Raw genomic sequence first — 15476 nt, forward strand, 5'->3', positions numbered from 1 at the left:
ACCCCCCCCCTGCGGGGGGGGGCCCCCCACCACCCCCGTGCCGTGGGCGCCCGGGGCCCCCCGGCCGGGCCGCCCCCGGGCGCCGGAAACCCCCGGGGGGGCCCCCCCGCCCCCGGCCCCCACCCCGATCGGGTGCGTGCTGCGCGGCTCAGGCCGCGGCGGGGAGCTCGTCGAGGCCCTCGGAGACGAGCTTGGCGAGGCGGTCGAGCGCGTCGTCGGCGTTCTCGGCGTCGGAGGCGAGGATGACCTCGTCGCCGCCCTGGGCGCCCAGGCCGAGGAGGCCGAGCATGGAGGCGGCGTTGACCGGGTTGCCGCCCGGCTTGGCGATGGTGATCGGCACGCCGGTGGCCGTGACGGCCCGGACGAAGACGGAGGCGGGACGGGCGTGCAGGCCCTCGGCCCAACCGATGGTGACGCGGCGCTCAGCCATGAGACGTGCCTTTCCGGTGAAGCTGGTCACGGCCGTGCTCGGTGAGCGGGGGGAAACGGCCATGTTGTCTAGACCAGTGTTGCACGCAGGCGGCCCCTGGGAACCGCAGCGTTCAGGACTTGTGATTGTTTCTTTTCGGGGCATAAACCCCGGTCGACGGCCCTGTCCACCCTGCCGTGAGCACGCGCCCGGCGCCATTCGGCTCGCCGCCGGATAACCTGACGAATGTGGAAGACCCCGCGGTGGCGAACCCCGCGCAACCCGACTATCCGCAGCACTGGGAAGCGGACATCCTGCTGCGTGACGGAGGTACGGCCCGGATCCGGCCGATCACCCCCGACGACGCCGGACGGCTCGTGGAGTTCTACGGGCAGGTGTCGGACCAGTCCAAGTACTTCCGGTTCTTCGCCCCCTATCCGCGGCTTTCCGACAAGGACGTCCGCCGCTTCACCCACCACGACTTCGTGAACCGGGTGGGCCTCGCGGTGGTGGTCCGGGACCGCTTCATCGCCACCGTCCGGTACGACCGGATCGACGCCGAGGGCCGCCCCTCCGAGACCGGCACCGACGCCGAGGTGGCCTTCCTGGTGCAGGACGCCCACCAGGGCCGCGGCGTGGCCTCCGCCCTGCTGGAGCACATCGCGGCGGTCGCGCAGGAGCGCGGCATCCGCCGCTTCCAGGCCGAAGTGCTGCCGGAGAACCGGAAGATGGTGAAGGTCTTCACCGACGCCGGCTACACCCAGCACCGCAGCTTCGCCGACGGCGTGGTGCACCTGGAGTTCGACCTGGAGCAGACCGACCGCTCGCTCGCCGTGATGCGCGCCCGCGAGCACCGCGCCGAGGCACGGTCGGTGCAGCGCCTGCTCACCCCGCGCTCGGTGGCGGTGATCGGGGTCTCCCGCACCCCGCAGACCGTCGGCCGGGCCATCCTGCGCGACCTGCTGGGGGACGAGGCCCCGGCCGACCGCCCGGTGTACGCCGTGAACCGCAACGCCGCGCCCGGCACCGAGCTGGACGGCGTCCCGGTCCACCGTTCGATTCTGGACATTCCAGGGCCGGTGGACCTCGCGGTGATCGCCGTCCCCGAGGGCGCCGTCCCGGCCGCCGTCGCCGAGTGCGGCGCCCACGGGGTGCAGGGCTTGGTGGTGGTCACCGCCGGCTACGCGGAGACCGGTCCGGAGGGCCGGGACCGGCAGCGCGCGCTGGTCCGCCAGGCCCGCGCGGCCGGCATGCGGGTGATCGGCCCGAACGCCTTCGGCCTGATCAACACCGACCCCGAGCGCCCGCTGAACGCCTCGCTCGCCCCGCGCCTGCCCGGCCGCGGCGGCTTCGGGATCTTCTGCCAGTCCGGCGCGATCGGCGTGGCCCTGCTGGAGGCCTCCCACAAGCGCGGCCTCGGCGTCTCCTCCTTCGCCTCGGTCGGCAACCGGTCCGACGTCTCCGGCAACGACTTCCTCCAGTACTGGGCCGAGGACGAGGCCACCCAGGTGGTGCTGCTGTACCTGGAGTCCTTCGGCAACCCGCGCAAGTTCACCCGGATCGCCCGCCGGCTGGCCGCCGTCAAGCCGGTCGTGGTGGTCAAGGGCGCCCGGCACACCGGCAGCCTGCCGCCCGGCCACGCCGTCCCCGCCACCGCCACCGGCCTGCGCGACGCCACCGTGGACGCGCTGTTCGAGCAGGCGGGCGTCATCCGGGTGTCGACCATCACCGAGCTGTACGACACCGGCGAGCTGCTGGCCCAGCAGCCGCTGCCGCCGGGGAACCGGGTCGCGGTGGTCGGCAACTCCGACTCGCTCGGCCTGCTCACCTACGACGCCCTGCTGAGCGCCGGCCTGCGCCCGTGCACGCCCGTCGACCTCACCACCGCCGCGACCGGCGAGAACTTCCGGATCGCCCTGGACGTCGCGCTCGCCGACCCGGCCGTGGACGCGGTGATCGCCGTCGCCATCCCGCCGATCGGCACCTCCGCCCACGCCTTCATGGGCGGCCGGCTGACCGGCGAGGACGACCCCGCGATGGGCTCGGACGACCCGGAGATCGCCGCCGCGCTGCTCGAAGCCGGTGGCCGCGCCCGGGAGCTGGGCAAGCCGCTGCTGCTCACCCACCTGGCGCTGACCGACCTGCCGGTCCGGCTGCGCCCCGGCGGCATCCCCGCGTACGCGGCGCCCGAGCGGGCCGTGCACGCCCTCGCCCACGCCGTGCACTACGCGCAGTGGCGCCGCCGCACGGCCGCGGCGGAGGAGACGGCGCGCGTCCCCGAGCTGGACCGGATCGACGAGCCCGGCGCCCGCCGGCTGGTGGAGGCGGCGCTGAGCACCCGGGCCGCCGTCGCCGCACGCACCCAGCCCGGTGGTGCCCGGATCACCCTGTCCGAGGCCGAGGCACAGGAGCTGCTGGCCCGCTACGGGATCGACGTCTCGCCGGTGCGGCCGGCCCCGGACGAGGAGGCCGCCGTCGCGGCCGCCGCGGCGCTCGGCTACCCGGTGGCCCTCAAGGCGACCGCCCCGCACCTGCGCCACCGCCCCGACCTGGGCAGCGTCCGGCTGGACCTGACCGACGAGGCGGGCCTGCGCCGCGCCCACCGCGAGCTGGACGCGCTGCTCGGCGGCGCCGCGCAGGCCGAGCTGGTGGTCCAGCGGATGGCGCCGCGCGGCGTGGACACCGTGATCGCCGCCACGGTGGACCCGGCGGTCGGCGCGATCCTCTCCTTCGGCCTGGCCGGCGCCCCGGCCGAACTGCTGGGCGACACCGCGCACCGACTGGTTCCGGCCACCGACCAGGACGTCGCCGGGCTGATCCGGGAGGTGCGGGCGGCGCCGCTGCTGTTCGGCTGGCGCGGCGCCGAGTCGGTGGACACCGACGCGCTGGAGGAACTGCTGCTACGGGTGTCGCAGCTGGTGGACGACGTGCCGGAGATCGCCTCGGTGGATCTCGAACCGGTGGTCGTGGCCCCGCACGGACTGGCGATCCTGGGGGCGCGGGTGCGGGTGGCGCCGCTGCCGGTCCGCAGCGATCTGGGCCCGCGCGCGATGAGCACGCTGTAACCTTCCTTGGTTGCGCCCTGCCCGGGCGCTGTTGTCCGAAGCTCGGCGCCGTGCCGCCCGCTTCGTCGGCGGACCATGCCAGGATGGAGATATGGCGAAGACCGGTACCACCACCACTCAGGACCTGCGCTCGGCTATCGAGCGCAGCGGCTACTACCCGGCCCTGGTGTCCGAGGCGGTCGAGTCCGCGGTGGGCCCGGAGCCGATCAGCTCCTACCTGGTGCACCAGGAGACGACCTTCGACGCCAACGAGGTGCGCCGGCACGTCACGGTGCTGGTCCTCACCCCGACCCGGTTCGTGGTGAGCCACACGGACGAGCAGTCCGGGGCCGAGGGCAGCCCGGCGGTGCCGTTCGCGACGACCTCGACGGAGAGCGTCCGGCTGGACCGGATCGGTTCGGTGGTGGTGAGCCGGATGGTGGCGAACCCGGAGACGTACACCCCGGGCACCCTGCCGCGCGAGGTGGTGCTGACGATCGGCTGGGGCGCGGTGCAGCGCCTGGACCTGGAGCCGGCCGGCTGCTCGGACCCGAACTGCGAGGCCGACCACGGCTACACCGGCTCGGCCACGGCCGACGACCTCTCCCTGCGGGTGAGCGAGGCCGGCGACGGCCCGGAGACGGTGTCCCAGGCGCTGGTGTTCGCCCGGGCGCTGTCCGACGCGACGATCAGCACCGGCCCGCGGGTCTGAGTTCCGCCGCTTCCGACCGACCGCACCGCTACGAATCCGGTTCCATGTCCTTCGTTCCTGCCGACGGCTACGACGCCTTCGAGATCCTTGACCCGGCCACGGCCCCCGCGCCCCCGTACGGCAGTGGTTCGCTGTGCGACCTGCTGCCCTCGGTGGCGGCGGGGCTGGGCGTCCCCGGGTTCACCGCGACGCTCCCGATCGCCCCGGCGGACCGGGTGGTGGTGTTCCTGGTGGACGGCCTGGGCTGGGAGCTGCTGCTGCGCCACCCCGAGTACGCGCCGTTCCTGTCCTCGCTGGCCGGGAGCTCGATGGGGGGCAGCGGCCGTCCGCTGACCGCAGGCTTCCCGTCCACCACGGCGACCTCGCTGGCCTCGGTCGGCACCGGTACGCCGCCGGGCCTGCACGGCCTGGCCGGGTACACGGTGGCGGTGCCGGGCGCCGGCTACCTGATGAACCAGCTGCGCTGGCAGCCGCCGACCGAGCCGCACGCCTGGCAGCCGTACCCGACGGTCTTCGAGCGCACCCACCAGGCCGGGGTGGCGACCGCGCAGGTCTCCTCCCCGCTGTTCGCCCAGACCCCGCTGACCAGGGTGGCGCTGTCCGGCGGCACCTTCCTCGGCCGCACCACGGGCGAGGAGCGGATGGACCTGGCGGCCTCCTGGCTGGCCGAGCACGACCGGGCGCTGGTGTACACGTACGTCAGCGAGCTGGACGGCGCGGGCCACCGCTTCGGCGTGGACTCGGACGAGTGGCGGATGACGCTGGACGCGGTGGACCGGCTGGCCCGCCGGCTGGCCGCGCAGCTGCCGCCGCGTTCGGCGATGTACGTGACGGCCGACCACGGCATGATCGACATCGCCCCGGAGGACCGGATCGACTTCGACGAGGACTGGGAGCTGGGCGCCGGCGTCGCCCTGCTCGGCGGCGAGGGCCGGGCCCGGCACGTGTACGCGGTGCCGGGGGCCGCGGCCGACGTGCACGCGGTCTGGAGCGAGGTGCTGGGCGACCGGATGTGGGTGGCCACCCGGGACCAGGCGATCGCGGCGGGCTGGTTCGGCCCGGCCGTGGACGAGCGGGTGTACGCGCGGATCGGCGACGTGGTCGCCGCGGCGCGCGACGACATCGCGATCACCGCCTCCCGCAACGAGCCCGGCGAGTCCGCGATGATCGGTCTGCACGGTTCGATGACCCCGGTCGAGCAGTTCGTGCCGCTGCTCGAAGTCCGCGGCTGAGCCGCTCGATCGACTCTTCTGCGCCCGAATTCCCTTGATGTGAAAGGCCCTTGCTCCACCCATGGCTGAACTGGTGTTCTTCTCGGGCACGATGGACTGCGGCAAGTCGACGCTGGCGCTGCAGATGGACCACAACCACACCGCGCGCGGCCGGCAGGGCGTGATCCTCACCCGCAACGACCGGGCGGGCGCGGCGACGATCTCCAGCCGGCTGGGCCTGCGCGCCGACGCGGTCGAGGTGACGGACGACTTCGACTTCCACGCGCACGTGGTGCACCGGCTGTCGGCCGGCGGCCGGGTGGACTACCTGATCTGCGACGAGGCCCAGTTCTTCGCCGCCGAGCAGGTCGACCAGCTGGCCCGGGTGGTGGACGAACTCGACATCGACGTCTACACCTTCGGGATCACCACGGACTTCCGCACCCGGCTGTTCCCGGGCTCGCAGCGGCTGATCGAGCTGGCCGACCGGGTGGAGGTGCTCCAGGTCGAGGCGCTCTGCTGGTGCGGTGCGCGGGCCACCCACAACGCCCGGACGGTCGGCGGGGTGATGGTCGTCGAGGGCGCCCAGGTGGTGATCGGCGACATCTCGGTGGACCGGGACGAGGTCGGCTACGAGGTGCTGTGCCGCCGCCACCACCGCCGCCGGCTGACCGCCGCGACGGCGCACGCCTCGGTGCTCTCCCCGGACGTGCTGCCCTTCGAGGAGCAGCAGGCCTGAGAGCCGGGGCCCTAGGGAAGCACCTCCAGGACGGAGAAGTGCCCGCCCTGCGGGTCGGCCAGCCGGGCGGCGCGGCCGCGGGCGGTGTCGTGCGGTTCGACCAGGACCCGGCCGCCGAGTCCGAGGGTGTGCCGGGCGGTCAGTTCGGCGTCGCGGACCACGAAGTGGGTGCGCCAGCGCGGCGGGTGGCCGCGCAGCTCGGCGCGGTGCCGGATGCCGGCGACCGGCCGGCCGTCCACCAGCAGCGCGGTCTCCTCCGGGCCGGAGCGGACCGGGCGGTCGAGGACGGTGGAGTAGAAGCCGGCGGCGCCCTCCGCGTCGGGGGTGAGCAGTTCGGCCCAGGCCGGGGCGCCCGGTTCGCGGCCGGCCTCCCGGCCGAGGTGCTCCTCACCCTGCCAGAGGCCGAAGACCGCGCCGGAGACGTCGGCGGCGATGGCCATCCGTCCGGCGCGCTCGGCCTGGAGCGGCCCGACGGCGACGGTTCCGCCGCACTCGCGCACCAGTTGGGCGGTGCGGTCGGCGTCGTCCACGGCGAAGTAGGTGGTCCACTGCACCGGGAAGCCGGTGGCGGTGGAGACGCCGAGGCCGGCCACCGGTGCCCCGTCGAGCTCGGCCCGGACGTAGTCGCCGAGCTGGCCGGGCCCGGGCGTGTACGTCCAGCCGAGCAGGGCGCCGTAGAAGGCGCGGGCGCCGGGCAGGTCGTCGGTCAGCAGGCTGACCCAGCAGGGCGTGCCCTGGGCCAGTCGGAGTTCCACCGCGGGCAATGCGGGCCTCCTCATGGGTGGTTGGCGCACGGAAATCCTCGCGCGCGAGGGTGATGCTTCCACCCTGGCGGGCGCCCAACCCTCGGGCCGCGCGGAAAGTCCGGCAAAGACCCCACAAAGAGCGACGGGTCGGGCGTGTCCCGCGGATTCCCGCCGGATTCGCGTCGGATTCCGCCGGGTCCGGGGGCGGCGGGAATCCCGATCACCCGCCGTCGGGGCGGCGCTGCGCGACAATGGCCGCCATGACCACCACCTACAACGACGGTTCCCCGCTGATCTCCGCGGCCGGGCTGCGGGAGGCGCTGGCCTCCGCGCTGCCGCCGGTGCTGCTGGACGTGCGCTACCAGCTGGTCGGTGCCGCGCCGGGCGGCCCGACCGCGGCCGAGGAGTACCGGGCCGGCCACCTGCCCGGCGCCCACTTCGTGGAGCTGGACCGGGACCTGGCGGCCCCGCCCGGCGCCCCCGGCCGGGGCGGGCGCCACCCGCTGCCGGACCCGGAGGAGTTCGGCGCGGCGATGCGCCGCTTCGGGGTGAGCGCGGGGCGCCCGGTCGTGGTGTACGACGGCGCGGCCTCGATGGCCGCGGCCCGGGCCTGGTGGCTGCTGCGCTGGGCCGGGCACCGGGACGTCCGGGTGCTGGACGGCGGCTTCGCGGCCTGGCAGGCGGCCGGGCTGCCGGTGACGGCCGAGCTGCCGGAGTCCGGCGAGGGCGACTTCAAGCCGGTGCCGGGGCAGCTGCCGACGGTGGACGGGGACGGCGCCGCGGCCTGGGCCCGCCGCGGCCTGCTGCTGGACGCCCGGTCCGGGGAGCGCTACCGGGGCGAGACCGAGCCGGTGGACCCGCGGGCCGGGCACATCCCGGGCGCGGTCTCGGCGCCGACGGCCGACAACGTGGGCCCGGACGGCCGGTTCCGGCCGTCCGCCGAGCTGGCCGCCCGGTTCCGTGGGCTGGGCGCGGGGGAGCGGGAGACGGCGGTGTACTGCGGTTCGGGCGTGACGGCGGCGCACCAGGTCCTGGCGCTGGAGGTGGCGGGCCTGCCGGCCGCGCTGTACCCGGGCTCGTGGAGCGAGTGGTCGAGCGACGGGGCGCGCCCGGTGGCGGTCACCGACCAGCCGGGCTGATCTCCCCGGGCATGCCGAAGGGGCGGGAGGCCCGGCCTCCCGCCCCTTCGGCGTCGCTACTCCTGCTTCTTGCGCCGGCTGCCGAAGACGATCTCGTCCCAGCTGGGCACGGTGGCCCGGCGACCGGGCCGGACGCCGTCCGCCTCGGCCTGCCGGTCGGTGGTGCCGACCAGGCGCTCGCGGTGCGGGGCGACGGCGCGCGGCATCAGGATGTCGGCGTAGGCCGAGCCCGCGCCGACCGCCGGGGCGGCGGCCGCCGCGGCCGACTCCTCGGTCTCCTCGGCGACCTCGGCGGGCACCGGCTCGATCGGGGCGGGGGCGCCGACGGCGAGGTCGCCGCGGAAGGCGGGGACCACGTCGAGCAGGCTGGTCAGCGAGTCCCGGGCGTCGGCGGTGGCCTCCCGCGACTCGCGGACCTCGCGGGACGACATGATGCGGTCGGCCGAGGGCCGGTCGATCATCGGGCGGGGAGGCCGGTCCTGGGGGAGCCGGGCGATCCGCGGGATGAACGGGAAGACCGACTCCTCCTCGCGCTCGACGTTCTCGCCGATCAGCGCGCGGGCCTCGTCGTCGTTGGGCTGGACCAGGCGCCGGGGCGGGTCGTACGTCCAGGAGGCGCTGCGGCCCTCGCCGTCGGCCCGGTAGGAGAGGATGACCTCCCAGGTGCCGTCGTCGCGCCGCCAGGAGTCCCAGCGCTCGGTCTCCTTCTCGGCGCCGCGCAGCGCGAGCCGCTCGGCGACGGCCTCGCCGAGCTGCGGGCCGGGGGACTCGCCGTTGCGGCGGATGGCGGTCTTGCGGGCGCGCTCGGCCATGAAGGCGCGCTCGGCGAGCACCGGGCCCTCGAAGCGGCGGACGCGGTCGACGGAGATCCCGGCGGCCTGGGCGACCTCCTCCGCGGAGGCACCGGCTCGTATCCGCGCCTGGATGTCCCGGGGGCGGAGGTGGCTCTCGACCTCGATCTCGATCTGGCCGAGGCGTGGCCGGTCGCCACGGATGGCGGCGCGCAGCCGTTCGTCGATGGGAAGGGTGTACTCCGTGCTGTCGGCAGCCTTGAGCACCAGCCGTGTGCCGTCGTTGCTGACGGCCACAACCCGCAGTTCGGGCACGGTTACCTCCCGGGTGGTGCCTGCCGACGTCACCTGCGTCGCTGCTCCCGTACTGAGTGTGGCCTGCCCACTCGCGACTGGCCACAACCTTGCTGAGTTCCCCGGCGTGTCGGGCTTACGCCCGCGCACGCCGCTGTGGCACGGTTGCCTTTTTGCCACGCCATCGGTTGACGTCGCGCCTGGGTGTCCCGGCCGTCCTCGCACGCGCAGTGAACGCGACGTTCCGGGACGGGCGTCGCCGTGCGTGCCCGGTCCGTGTCTCCTTGTCAAGCTGCCGGTGGGGGCGCAGTCGACAAGTCGACCCAAGGCTCGGGCTTTACGAACAGTACTCCATTCGTGGCATCCACAGGGGCGGCTCGCCGCTCAAGTCTCCCGCGATTCACGGGAATCTCAAGAGCGTGCTCCCCTGATGGCGGACCACCGCCGGACGGACGGTGATCATCTTCACACAATCCGGGCGCCGAGAACCGCATTTTCGTCCCTTGTGTCCTTCTTTGGGCAAGATGGAGAGCCTTGTACGAAGAACAGCCGTAGGGACCGAGGGATGTTGATGCCGGAGCGGAGCCCCGCCGAGGAGGGCGGCAAGGACAAGGAGGAGCGCAGGCGCATCGATCTGAGTGTGGCTCAGGTCGCGGCGAGTGCGCTGGCCACGGTGGTGGGTGCGCTGCTGGCCTCCGAACTGGGGGTGTACGGCACGATCCTGGGCGCCGCCGTGGTGAGCATCGGGGCCACCACCGGCGGCGCGGTGTTCCAGCACATCTTCAAGCGGACCGGCGAGCAGCTGCGCGAGGCGGTGGACCGGGGGCCGAACCAGACCGCCAACACCCTGCGCCAGGTGCCGGTCGAGTCCGAGCTGCCGGAGACGCGGGTGCAGCCGCCGGTGATCACCTCGGAGTGGAACGAGCCGCAGGTGGTCCGGGCGCGTCGCCGGTGGGGCTGGAAGACGTACGCGGCGGTGTCCGGGTTGGTCTTCGTGCTGGCGATGACGCCGATCGTGGTGTTCGAACTGGCCACCGGGCAGCCGGTGTCGGCGACGGTCAAGGGCGAGTCCGGCAACGGCACGTCCTTCGGCGGCTCGGTAGCGCCCAAGCCCTCCCGGCAACAGGACGCCCCGCCGGAGCGGCCGTCCCCGGGCGGGAACGGGAAGCAGGGGCAGGACAACGCGCCCTCCGGCGGCGCCTCCGCCCCGTCGACCACCCGGCCGAGCCGGGAGCCGGTCGACACGCCGAGCACCGGCGCGGGAACGGGCTCGCCCTCGGCCGGTCCGAGCGCGACCCCGTCGGCCGGCGCCTCCCCGTCGGCGGGCGGCGGGAAGCCCACCGGCGGAGCGACCCCGCAGCCGACGGCGCCGAACAGCGCCCCGGCGAACGAACCGGCGAAGGCGCCGGTGGCCCCGCCGCCGGCCGACGGGAACAACGCGGCGACGCCCTAGTCGCCCAGCACCCGGCGCAGGTAGTCGTTGCCGAACAGCCGCCGCGGGTCGACCTCGTCGCGCAGTGCGGTGAAGTCGCCGAAGTGCGGGTAGACGCCGGCCAGGTACGCGGCGTCGCGGGTGTGCAGCTTGCCCCAGTGCGGCCGTCCCTGATGGGCGGTCATCAGCTGTTCCACGCCGGTGAAGTAGCCCTGGTCGGCGGTGCCCCGGTAGAGGTGGACGGCGATGTAGGCGCTGTCCCGGCCGGAGGCGGTGGAGAGCCAGAGGTCGTCGGCGGGGGCGAAGCGCACCTCGACCGGGAAGCCGACCTTCCAGTCGGAGCGCTCGACCAGGGACTTCAGCTCGCGCAGCACCTCGCCGACGGCCGCGCGCGGCACCGCGTACTCCATCTCCACGAAGCGGACCTTGCGCGGGCTGGTGAACACCTTGTACGCGGTGTCGGTGAAGCTGCGCTCGGACCAGGCCCGGCTGGCCAGCGAGGCGATCGAGGGGATCGAGCCGGGGAAGCGCCGGCCGACCCGGCAGGCCCCCTCCCAGACGGTGTTGGAGAGGAAGTCGTCCTCCAGCCACTCCTTGAACCGGGGCAGCGGGGCGGCCGGGCCCTGGCTGCGGTTGTTGCGCTTGGTGGAGCAGCGGTCGGTGTGCGGGAACCAGTAGAACTCGAAGTGCTCGTTGACGGCGGTGAGGTCGTCCAGGCGCTCCAGCACCTCGTCGAAGGCCATCGGCTGCTCGTGCGCGGTGAGCAGGAAGGCCGGTTCGACGCCGAAGGTGAGCGCGGTGATCACGCCGAGGGCGCCGAGGCCGAGCCGGGCGCCCTGGAAGAGCCGGGGGTTCTCGGTGGGGGAGCAGTGCCGGACGGTGCCGTCGGCGAGGACGATCTCCAGCGCGCGGATCTGGGCGGCCAGCGAGCCGGAGTCGCGGCCGGTGCCGTGGGTGCCGGTGCTGGTGGCGCCGGCCACGGTCTGGACCTCGATGTCGCCCATGTTGGTCAGCGAGAGGCCCTCGGTGGCGAGGACGCGGTTGAGCCGGTGCAGCGGGAGGCCGGACTCGACGGTGATGGTGCCGGCCTCGCGGTCGATCTCGCGGACGGCGGTGAGCGCGTGCGGGCGGATCTGGACGCCGTCGTCGGCGGAGGCGATCGAGGTGAAGGAGTGGCCGGATCCGACGGCCTTGACGGTGCGGCCCTGTTCGGCGGCCCGCCGGATCTCCCTGGCCAGCTCCTCCACGGTGCCGGGGGCGGCGGCCCGGGCGGGCCGGGCGCTCTGGTTGCCGGCCCAGTTGGTCCACCGGGTGGGGGTCGCGGTACTGGCCTGGGGCATTGCGCTGCCTCCTGCTCCGTGGCCGAACGGGTTCGGCGCGGTCCGGGGCGGCGCAGCCGCCCTACCCATGGGTAGCCCCGTGGGTAGGGCGAGGCTAGTCAGTTCACCGTTCGGCGTCTACGGTCCGTCCGGCCCCTTCGGCGGCCGTCCCGGCGCCGGCTTCGGCGGTCAGGCCGGCGCGCAGCCGGCCGAGGCCGGCGAGGGCGGCGACCACTCCGAGCAGGCCGGCGGCCAGCGGCACCCAGTAGCCCGCGGCGGCGGCGGAGGCGTCGATCACCCAGCCGCCGGCCGAGGAGCCGGCCGCGACGCCGAGGGCCAGGCCGGTGGTGGTCCAGGTCATGCCCTCGGTCAGCTGGGCGGCCGGGACGAGCCGCTCGACCAGGGCCATCGCGGTGATCAGGGTGGGGGAGATGGCGATGCCGGCGACCAGCAGCGCGGCTCCGACCACGACCAGCCCGCCGATGCCGTGCACCGCGTGGGCGACCAGCAGCAGCGGCACCATGCTGACGGCCATGAACAGGACGCCGACGAGGAAGCGGACCGCCATCGAGCCGGTGAGCTTGAGGGTGCCGAAGACCACCCCGGCCAGGCAGGACCCGAGCGCCCAGAGGGCGAGGATCACGCTGGAGATCGACTTGTGGCCCTGGGCCTCGGCGTAGGCGACGGTGACCACCTCGACCGAGCCGAAGATCGCGCCGGTGGCGACGAAGGTCAGGATCAGCGTCTGGAGGCCGCGGTTGAGGATGACCGAGCCGCCCTCCTGCCGGGCGGCCGGATGGACCGGCGGCTCGGTGGAGCGCTGCCCGGCGAACAGCAGGACGCCGACGGCGAGGAAGATCCCGGCGAGCAGCACGCCGGCCTCGGGGAAGACGGAGGTGGCGAGGCCGATGGAGAGGATCGGGCCGACGATGAAGCAGACCTCGTCGACCACGGCCTCGAAGGAGTAGGCGGTGTGCAGCTTGCCGGTGTCCTCGCGGTAGAGGTGGGCCCAGCGGGCGCGGACCATCGCGCCGGTGCTCGGCATCACGCCCATGCCGGCGGCGAAGACGAACAGCGTCCAGTCCGGGGCCTCCAGCCGGGCGCAGAGCAGCAGGCCGGTGACGGCGACGATGGTGAGCGCCATGGCGGGGACGATGATCCTGCGCTGGCCGTGCCGGTCCACCAGCCGGGAGACCTGCGGGCCGAGGATCGCGGCGGAGACCGCGAGGCAGGCCGAGACCAGGCCGGCGACCCCGTAGGAGCCCCGGAGCTGGGACAGCATGGTCACGATGCCGATCCCGGTCATGGAGATCGGCAGTCGGGAGACGAAGCCGGTGGTGGAGAAGGCCAGAGTGCCGGGGGAGGCGAATATCTGGCGGTAGCTGGACAGCACGGGAGCTCCGGGCGGGGGAGTAAGGAACAAGGCTGGCAAACACAGCTTACGTACGTTGGCAAACGGTATTTTCCGGGCACTCGCGCGGCCCCGGCGACGGTGCCCGGTCCCTCAGTGGCAGGATCGGTTCCATGTCCGACGCGCGCAAACCCTCCCCGTCCGGCGCCGCCCCGGCAGCGCCGCAGCCGTATGACGCCCTGCTGCTGCTGTCCTTCGGCGGGCCCGAGGGCCCCGAGGACGTCGTCCCGTTCCTGGAGAACGTCACCTGCGGCCGCGGCATCCCCAAGGAGCGGCTGAAGGAGGTGGGCAAGCACTACTTCATGTTCGGCGGGGTCAGCCCGATCAACGGGCAGAACCGCGAGCTGCTCGCCGCGCTGCGCGAGGACTTCGCCGAGCACGGGCTGGACCTCCCGGTCTACTGGGGCAACCGGAACTGGGCGCCCTACCTGGTCGACACCCTGCGGGAGCTGGCCGCCGACGGGCACCGCCGGATCGCCGTGCTCGCCACCAGCGCGTACGCCGGCTACTCGGGCTGCCGCCAGTACCGGGAGAACCTGGCCGACGCGCTGGCCGCGCTCGCCGAGGAGGGCGGGCCCGCCCTGCGGGTCGACAAGCTGCGGCACTTCTACAACCACCCGGGCTTCGTCGAGCCGATGGTCGACGCCGCCCTGGCCGCCCTGGACGAGCTGCCCGAGGCCGTCCGCGCCGGCGCCCGGCTGGCGTTCACCACCCACTCCATCCCGCACTCCATGGCCGAGTCCTCCGGCGCCCCGGACGACCCGGCCCGCGGCGAGCCCGGCGGCGCGTACGTCGCCCAGCACCTGGACGTGGCCCGGCTGATCGCCGCCGCGCTGGCCGAGCGCACCGGCGTGGCCGACCGGCCGTGGGAGCTGGTCTACCAGAGCCGCAGCGGGGCCCCGCACATCCCGTGGCTGGAACCCGACATCTGCGACCACCTGGAGGCCCAGCACGCCGACGGCGCGCCCGCCGTGGTGATGGTCCCGATCGGCTTCGTCTCCGACCACATGGAGGTCAAGTACGACCTCGACACCGAGGCCGTCGCCAAGGCCGCGGAGATCGGCCTGCCGGTCTCCCGCGCCGCCACCGTCGGCGCCGACCCCCGGTTCACCGCCGCCGTGCGCGAGCTCGTCCTGGAGCGCGCCGCCACCGAGCGCGGCGAGCCGGTGACCCGCTGCGCCCTGGGCGCCCTCGGCCCCAGCCACGACGTGTGCGCGGTGGCCTGCTGCCCCAACCCGCGGGCCCCGCGCCCGGCCGTCGCCGAGCGCTGACCGCCCGTCCCGCCCATCCCGCCTGCTCCACCCGTCCCGCGAGTCCTGCCCGTCCCGCTCGTCCCGTCGCCCCGGAGGAGAACCCCCGTGCCCACCCCCGCCCTGCCCGACGACGGCCTCCTCGACGACCTGCTGGAGGTCGCCCTGGACGCGGCCCGGCAGGCCGGCGCCCTGCTGCGCGACGGCCGCCCGGCCGACCTCGGCGTGGCCGGCACCAAGAGCAGTCCGGTCGACGTGGTCACCGAGATGGACCTCGCCTCCGAGAAGCTCGTCCTGGAGCTGATCACCGACCGCCGCCCCGAGGACGGCTACCTGGGCGAGGAGGGCGCCGAGCGGCCGGGCACCAGCGGGGTCCGCTGGGTCGTGGACCCGCTCGACGGAACGGTCAACTACCTTTACGGGCTGCCCTCCTGGGCGGTCAGCGTGGCCGCCGAGGTGGACGGCCGAGCGGTCGTCGGCGTGGTGTACGCGCCGGCCCGCGGCGAGCTGTTCCACGCCGTCCTGGGCCGCGGCGCCCGCCTCGACGGCCGCCCGCTCTCGGCCCGCCCGGCCCCGCCCTGGGGCCAGGCGCTGATCGCCACCGGCTTCAACTACGTCCAGCCGGTGCGGGTCCGGCAGGCCGAGGTGCTGCTGGCGCTGATGCCGGAGGTGCGGGACATCCGCCGGGGCGGGGCGGCCGCGGTGGACCTGTGCGACGTCGCTGCCGGGCGGCTGGACGGCTACTACGAGCGCGGCCTGGCCCCCTGGGACCGGGCGGCCGGCTGCCTGATCGCCACCGAGGCCGGCGCCCTGGTCGGCGGCCGGCCCGGGCACGGGCCGGACGGCGAGCTGACCGTGGCCGCCGCTCCGGGCGTGTACCAGCCGCTCCAGGAGCGGCTGGCCGCGCTGCGCGCCTGGGCGGACTGACCGGTTCCGCCGTGCCGCCGCCCCCACCCCCGCGGGGGGGCCGCCCCGGCGA

General features: G+C 74.7%; 13 protein-coding genes. 8 read left to right on the forward strand and 5 right to left on the reverse strand.

Annotation, left to right across the window (positions count from 1 at the left end):
• Nucleotides 1–148 precede the first annotated feature (148 nt).
• Complete coding sequence (locus ACFRQN_RS34765; RefSeq protein ID WP_049653316.1) at nt 149–430, reverse strand: HPr family phosphocarrier protein; 282 nt, start codon at nt 428–430, stop codon at nt 149–151.
• 227 nt (nt 431–657) lie between these two features.
• Here ACFRQN_RS34765 and ACFRQN_RS34770 point away from each other — a divergent pair, with 227 nt between their 5' ends.
• From ACFRQN_RS34770 to ACFRQN_RS34785, 4 genes are all read left to right on the forward strand, one after another.
• Nucleotides 658–3474, forward strand: a complete 2817-nt coding sequence (locus ACFRQN_RS34770) for a GNAT family N-acetyltransferase (protein ID WP_234348448.1) — start codon at nt 658–660, stop codon at nt 3472–3474.
• Between the two features lie 91 nt (nt 3475–3565).
• Nucleotides 3566–4165, forward strand: coding sequence for a DUF5998 family protein (locus ACFRQN_RS34775; RefSeq protein WP_049653318.1), 600 nt, complete (start codon nt 3566–3568; stop codon nt 4163–4165).
• Between the two features lie 44 nt (nt 4166–4209).
• The gene (locus ACFRQN_RS34780; protein ID WP_049653320.1) at nt 4210–5397 is read left to right on the forward strand and encodes an alkaline phosphatase family protein; all 1188 of its coding nucleotides are present in this window, start codon (nt 4210–4212) and stop codon (nt 5395–5397) included.
• Nucleotides 5398–5458: 61 nt separating this feature from the next.
• The gene (locus ACFRQN_RS34785; RefSeq protein ID WP_074005657.1) at nt 5459–6115 is read left to right on the forward strand and encodes a thymidine kinase; all 657 of its coding nucleotides are present in this window, start codon (nt 5459–5461) and stop codon (nt 6113–6115) included.
• Nucleotides 6116–6126: 11 nt separating this feature from the next.
• Here the strand turns inward: ACFRQN_RS34785 and ACFRQN_RS34790 are convergent, their stop codons facing one another.
• On the reverse strand, nt 6127–6870 hold the full coding sequence (locus tag ACFRQN_RS34790; protein WP_310593192.1) for a VOC family protein: 744 nt from the start codon (nt 6868–6870) through the stop codon (nt 6127–6129).
• Between the two features lie 251 nt (nt 6871–7121).
• On the opposite strand from ACFRQN_RS34790, the gene ACFRQN_RS34795 reads away from it, so the two are divergent.
• Nucleotides 7122–8000, forward strand: coding sequence for a sulfurtransferase (locus ACFRQN_RS34795; protein ID WP_380744420.1), 879 nt, complete (start codon nt 7122–7124; stop codon nt 7998–8000).
• Between the two features lie 56 nt (nt 8001–8056).
• Here ACFRQN_RS34795 and sepH read toward each other — a convergent pair whose 3' ends face one another.
• Nucleotides 8057–9139, reverse strand: a complete 1083-nt coding sequence (gene sepH, locus ACFRQN_RS34800) for a septation protein SepH (protein WP_074005654.1) — start codon at nt 9137–9139, stop codon at nt 8057–8059.
• Between the two features lie 517 nt (nt 9140–9656).
• On the opposite strand from sepH, the gene ACFRQN_RS34805 reads away from it, so the two are divergent.
• The gene (locus ACFRQN_RS34805) at nt 9657–10538 is read left to right on the forward strand and encodes a hypothetical protein (protein WP_380744422.1); all 882 of its coding nucleotides are present in this window, start codon (nt 9657–9659) and stop codon (nt 10536–10538) included.
• On the opposite strand, the gene ACFRQN_RS34810 is transcribed toward ACFRQN_RS34805, so the two are convergent.
• Nucleotides 10535–11857, reverse strand: a complete 1323-nt coding sequence (locus ACFRQN_RS34810) for a D-arabinono-1,4-lactone oxidase (RefSeq protein ID WP_380744424.1) — start codon at nt 11855–11857, stop codon at nt 10535–10537. The genes ACFRQN_RS34805 and ACFRQN_RS34810 overlap by 4 nt on opposite strands.
• 103 nt (nt 11858–11960) lie before the next feature.
• Entirely contained in the window at nt 11961–13229 is a 1269-nt protein-coding gene (locus ACFRQN_RS34815) for an MFS transporter (RefSeq protein ID WP_380744426.1), read from the reverse strand.
• Nucleotides 13230–13360: 131 nt separating this feature from the next.
• Between ACFRQN_RS34815 and ACFRQN_RS34820 the strand changes: the two genes are divergently transcribed.
• Both ACFRQN_RS34820 and ACFRQN_RS34825 read left to right on the forward strand, forming a co-directional pair.
• Nucleotides 13361–14518, forward strand: a complete 1158-nt coding sequence (locus ACFRQN_RS34820) for a ferrochelatase (protein WP_380744428.1) — start codon at nt 13361–13363, stop codon at nt 14516–14518.
• Nucleotides 14519–14605: 87 nt separating this feature from the next.
• Nucleotides 14606–15424 (forward strand): inositol monophosphatase family protein, encoded by an 819-nt coding sequence (locus ACFRQN_RS34825; protein WP_079272792.1) that lies wholly within the window; start codon nt 14606–14608, stop codon nt 15422–15424.
• Nucleotides 15425–15476 lie beyond the last annotated feature (52 nt).

This window comes from Kitasatospora sp. NPDC056800 (assembly GCF_042789775.1).
Classification (GTDB): domain Bacteria; phylum Actinomycetota; class Actinomycetes; order Streptomycetales; family Streptomycetaceae; genus Kitasatospora.

Excerpts from the sequence above, each read along its gene's own strand:
- ACFRQN_RS34795 (WP_380744420.1), top strand. The coding sequence starts at position 7,122 with ATGACCACCACCTACAACGACGGTTCCCCGCTGATCTCCGCGGCCGGG.
- ACFRQN_RS34805 (WP_380744422.1), top strand. The coding sequence starts at position 9,657 with ATGCCGGAGCGGAGCCCCGCCGAGGAGGGCGGCAAGGACAAGGAGGAG.
- ACFRQN_RS34780 (WP_049653320.1), top strand. The coding sequence starts at position 4,210 with ATGTCCTTCGTTCCTGCCGACGGCTACGACGCCTTCGAGATCCTTGAC.
- ACFRQN_RS34820 (WP_380744428.1), top strand. The coding sequence starts at position 13,361 with ATGTCCGACGCGCGCAAACCCTCCCCGTCCGGCGCCGCCCCGGCAGCG.
- ACFRQN_RS34810 (WP_380744424.1), bottom strand. The coding sequence starts at position 11,857 with ATGCCCCAGGCCAGTACCGCGACCCCCACCCGGTGGACCAACTGGGCC.
- ACFRQN_RS34785 (WP_074005657.1), top strand. The coding sequence starts at position 5,459 with ATGGCTGAACTGGTGTTCTTCTCGGGCACGATGGACTGCGGCAAGTCG.
- ACFRQN_RS34765 (WP_049653316.1), bottom strand. The coding sequence starts at position 430 with ATGGCTGAGCGCCGCGTCACCATCGGTTGGGCCGAGGGCCTGCACGCC.
- ACFRQN_RS34775 (WP_049653318.1), top strand. The coding sequence starts at position 3,566 with ATGGCGAAGACCGGTACCACCACCACTCAGGACCTGCGCTCGGCTATC.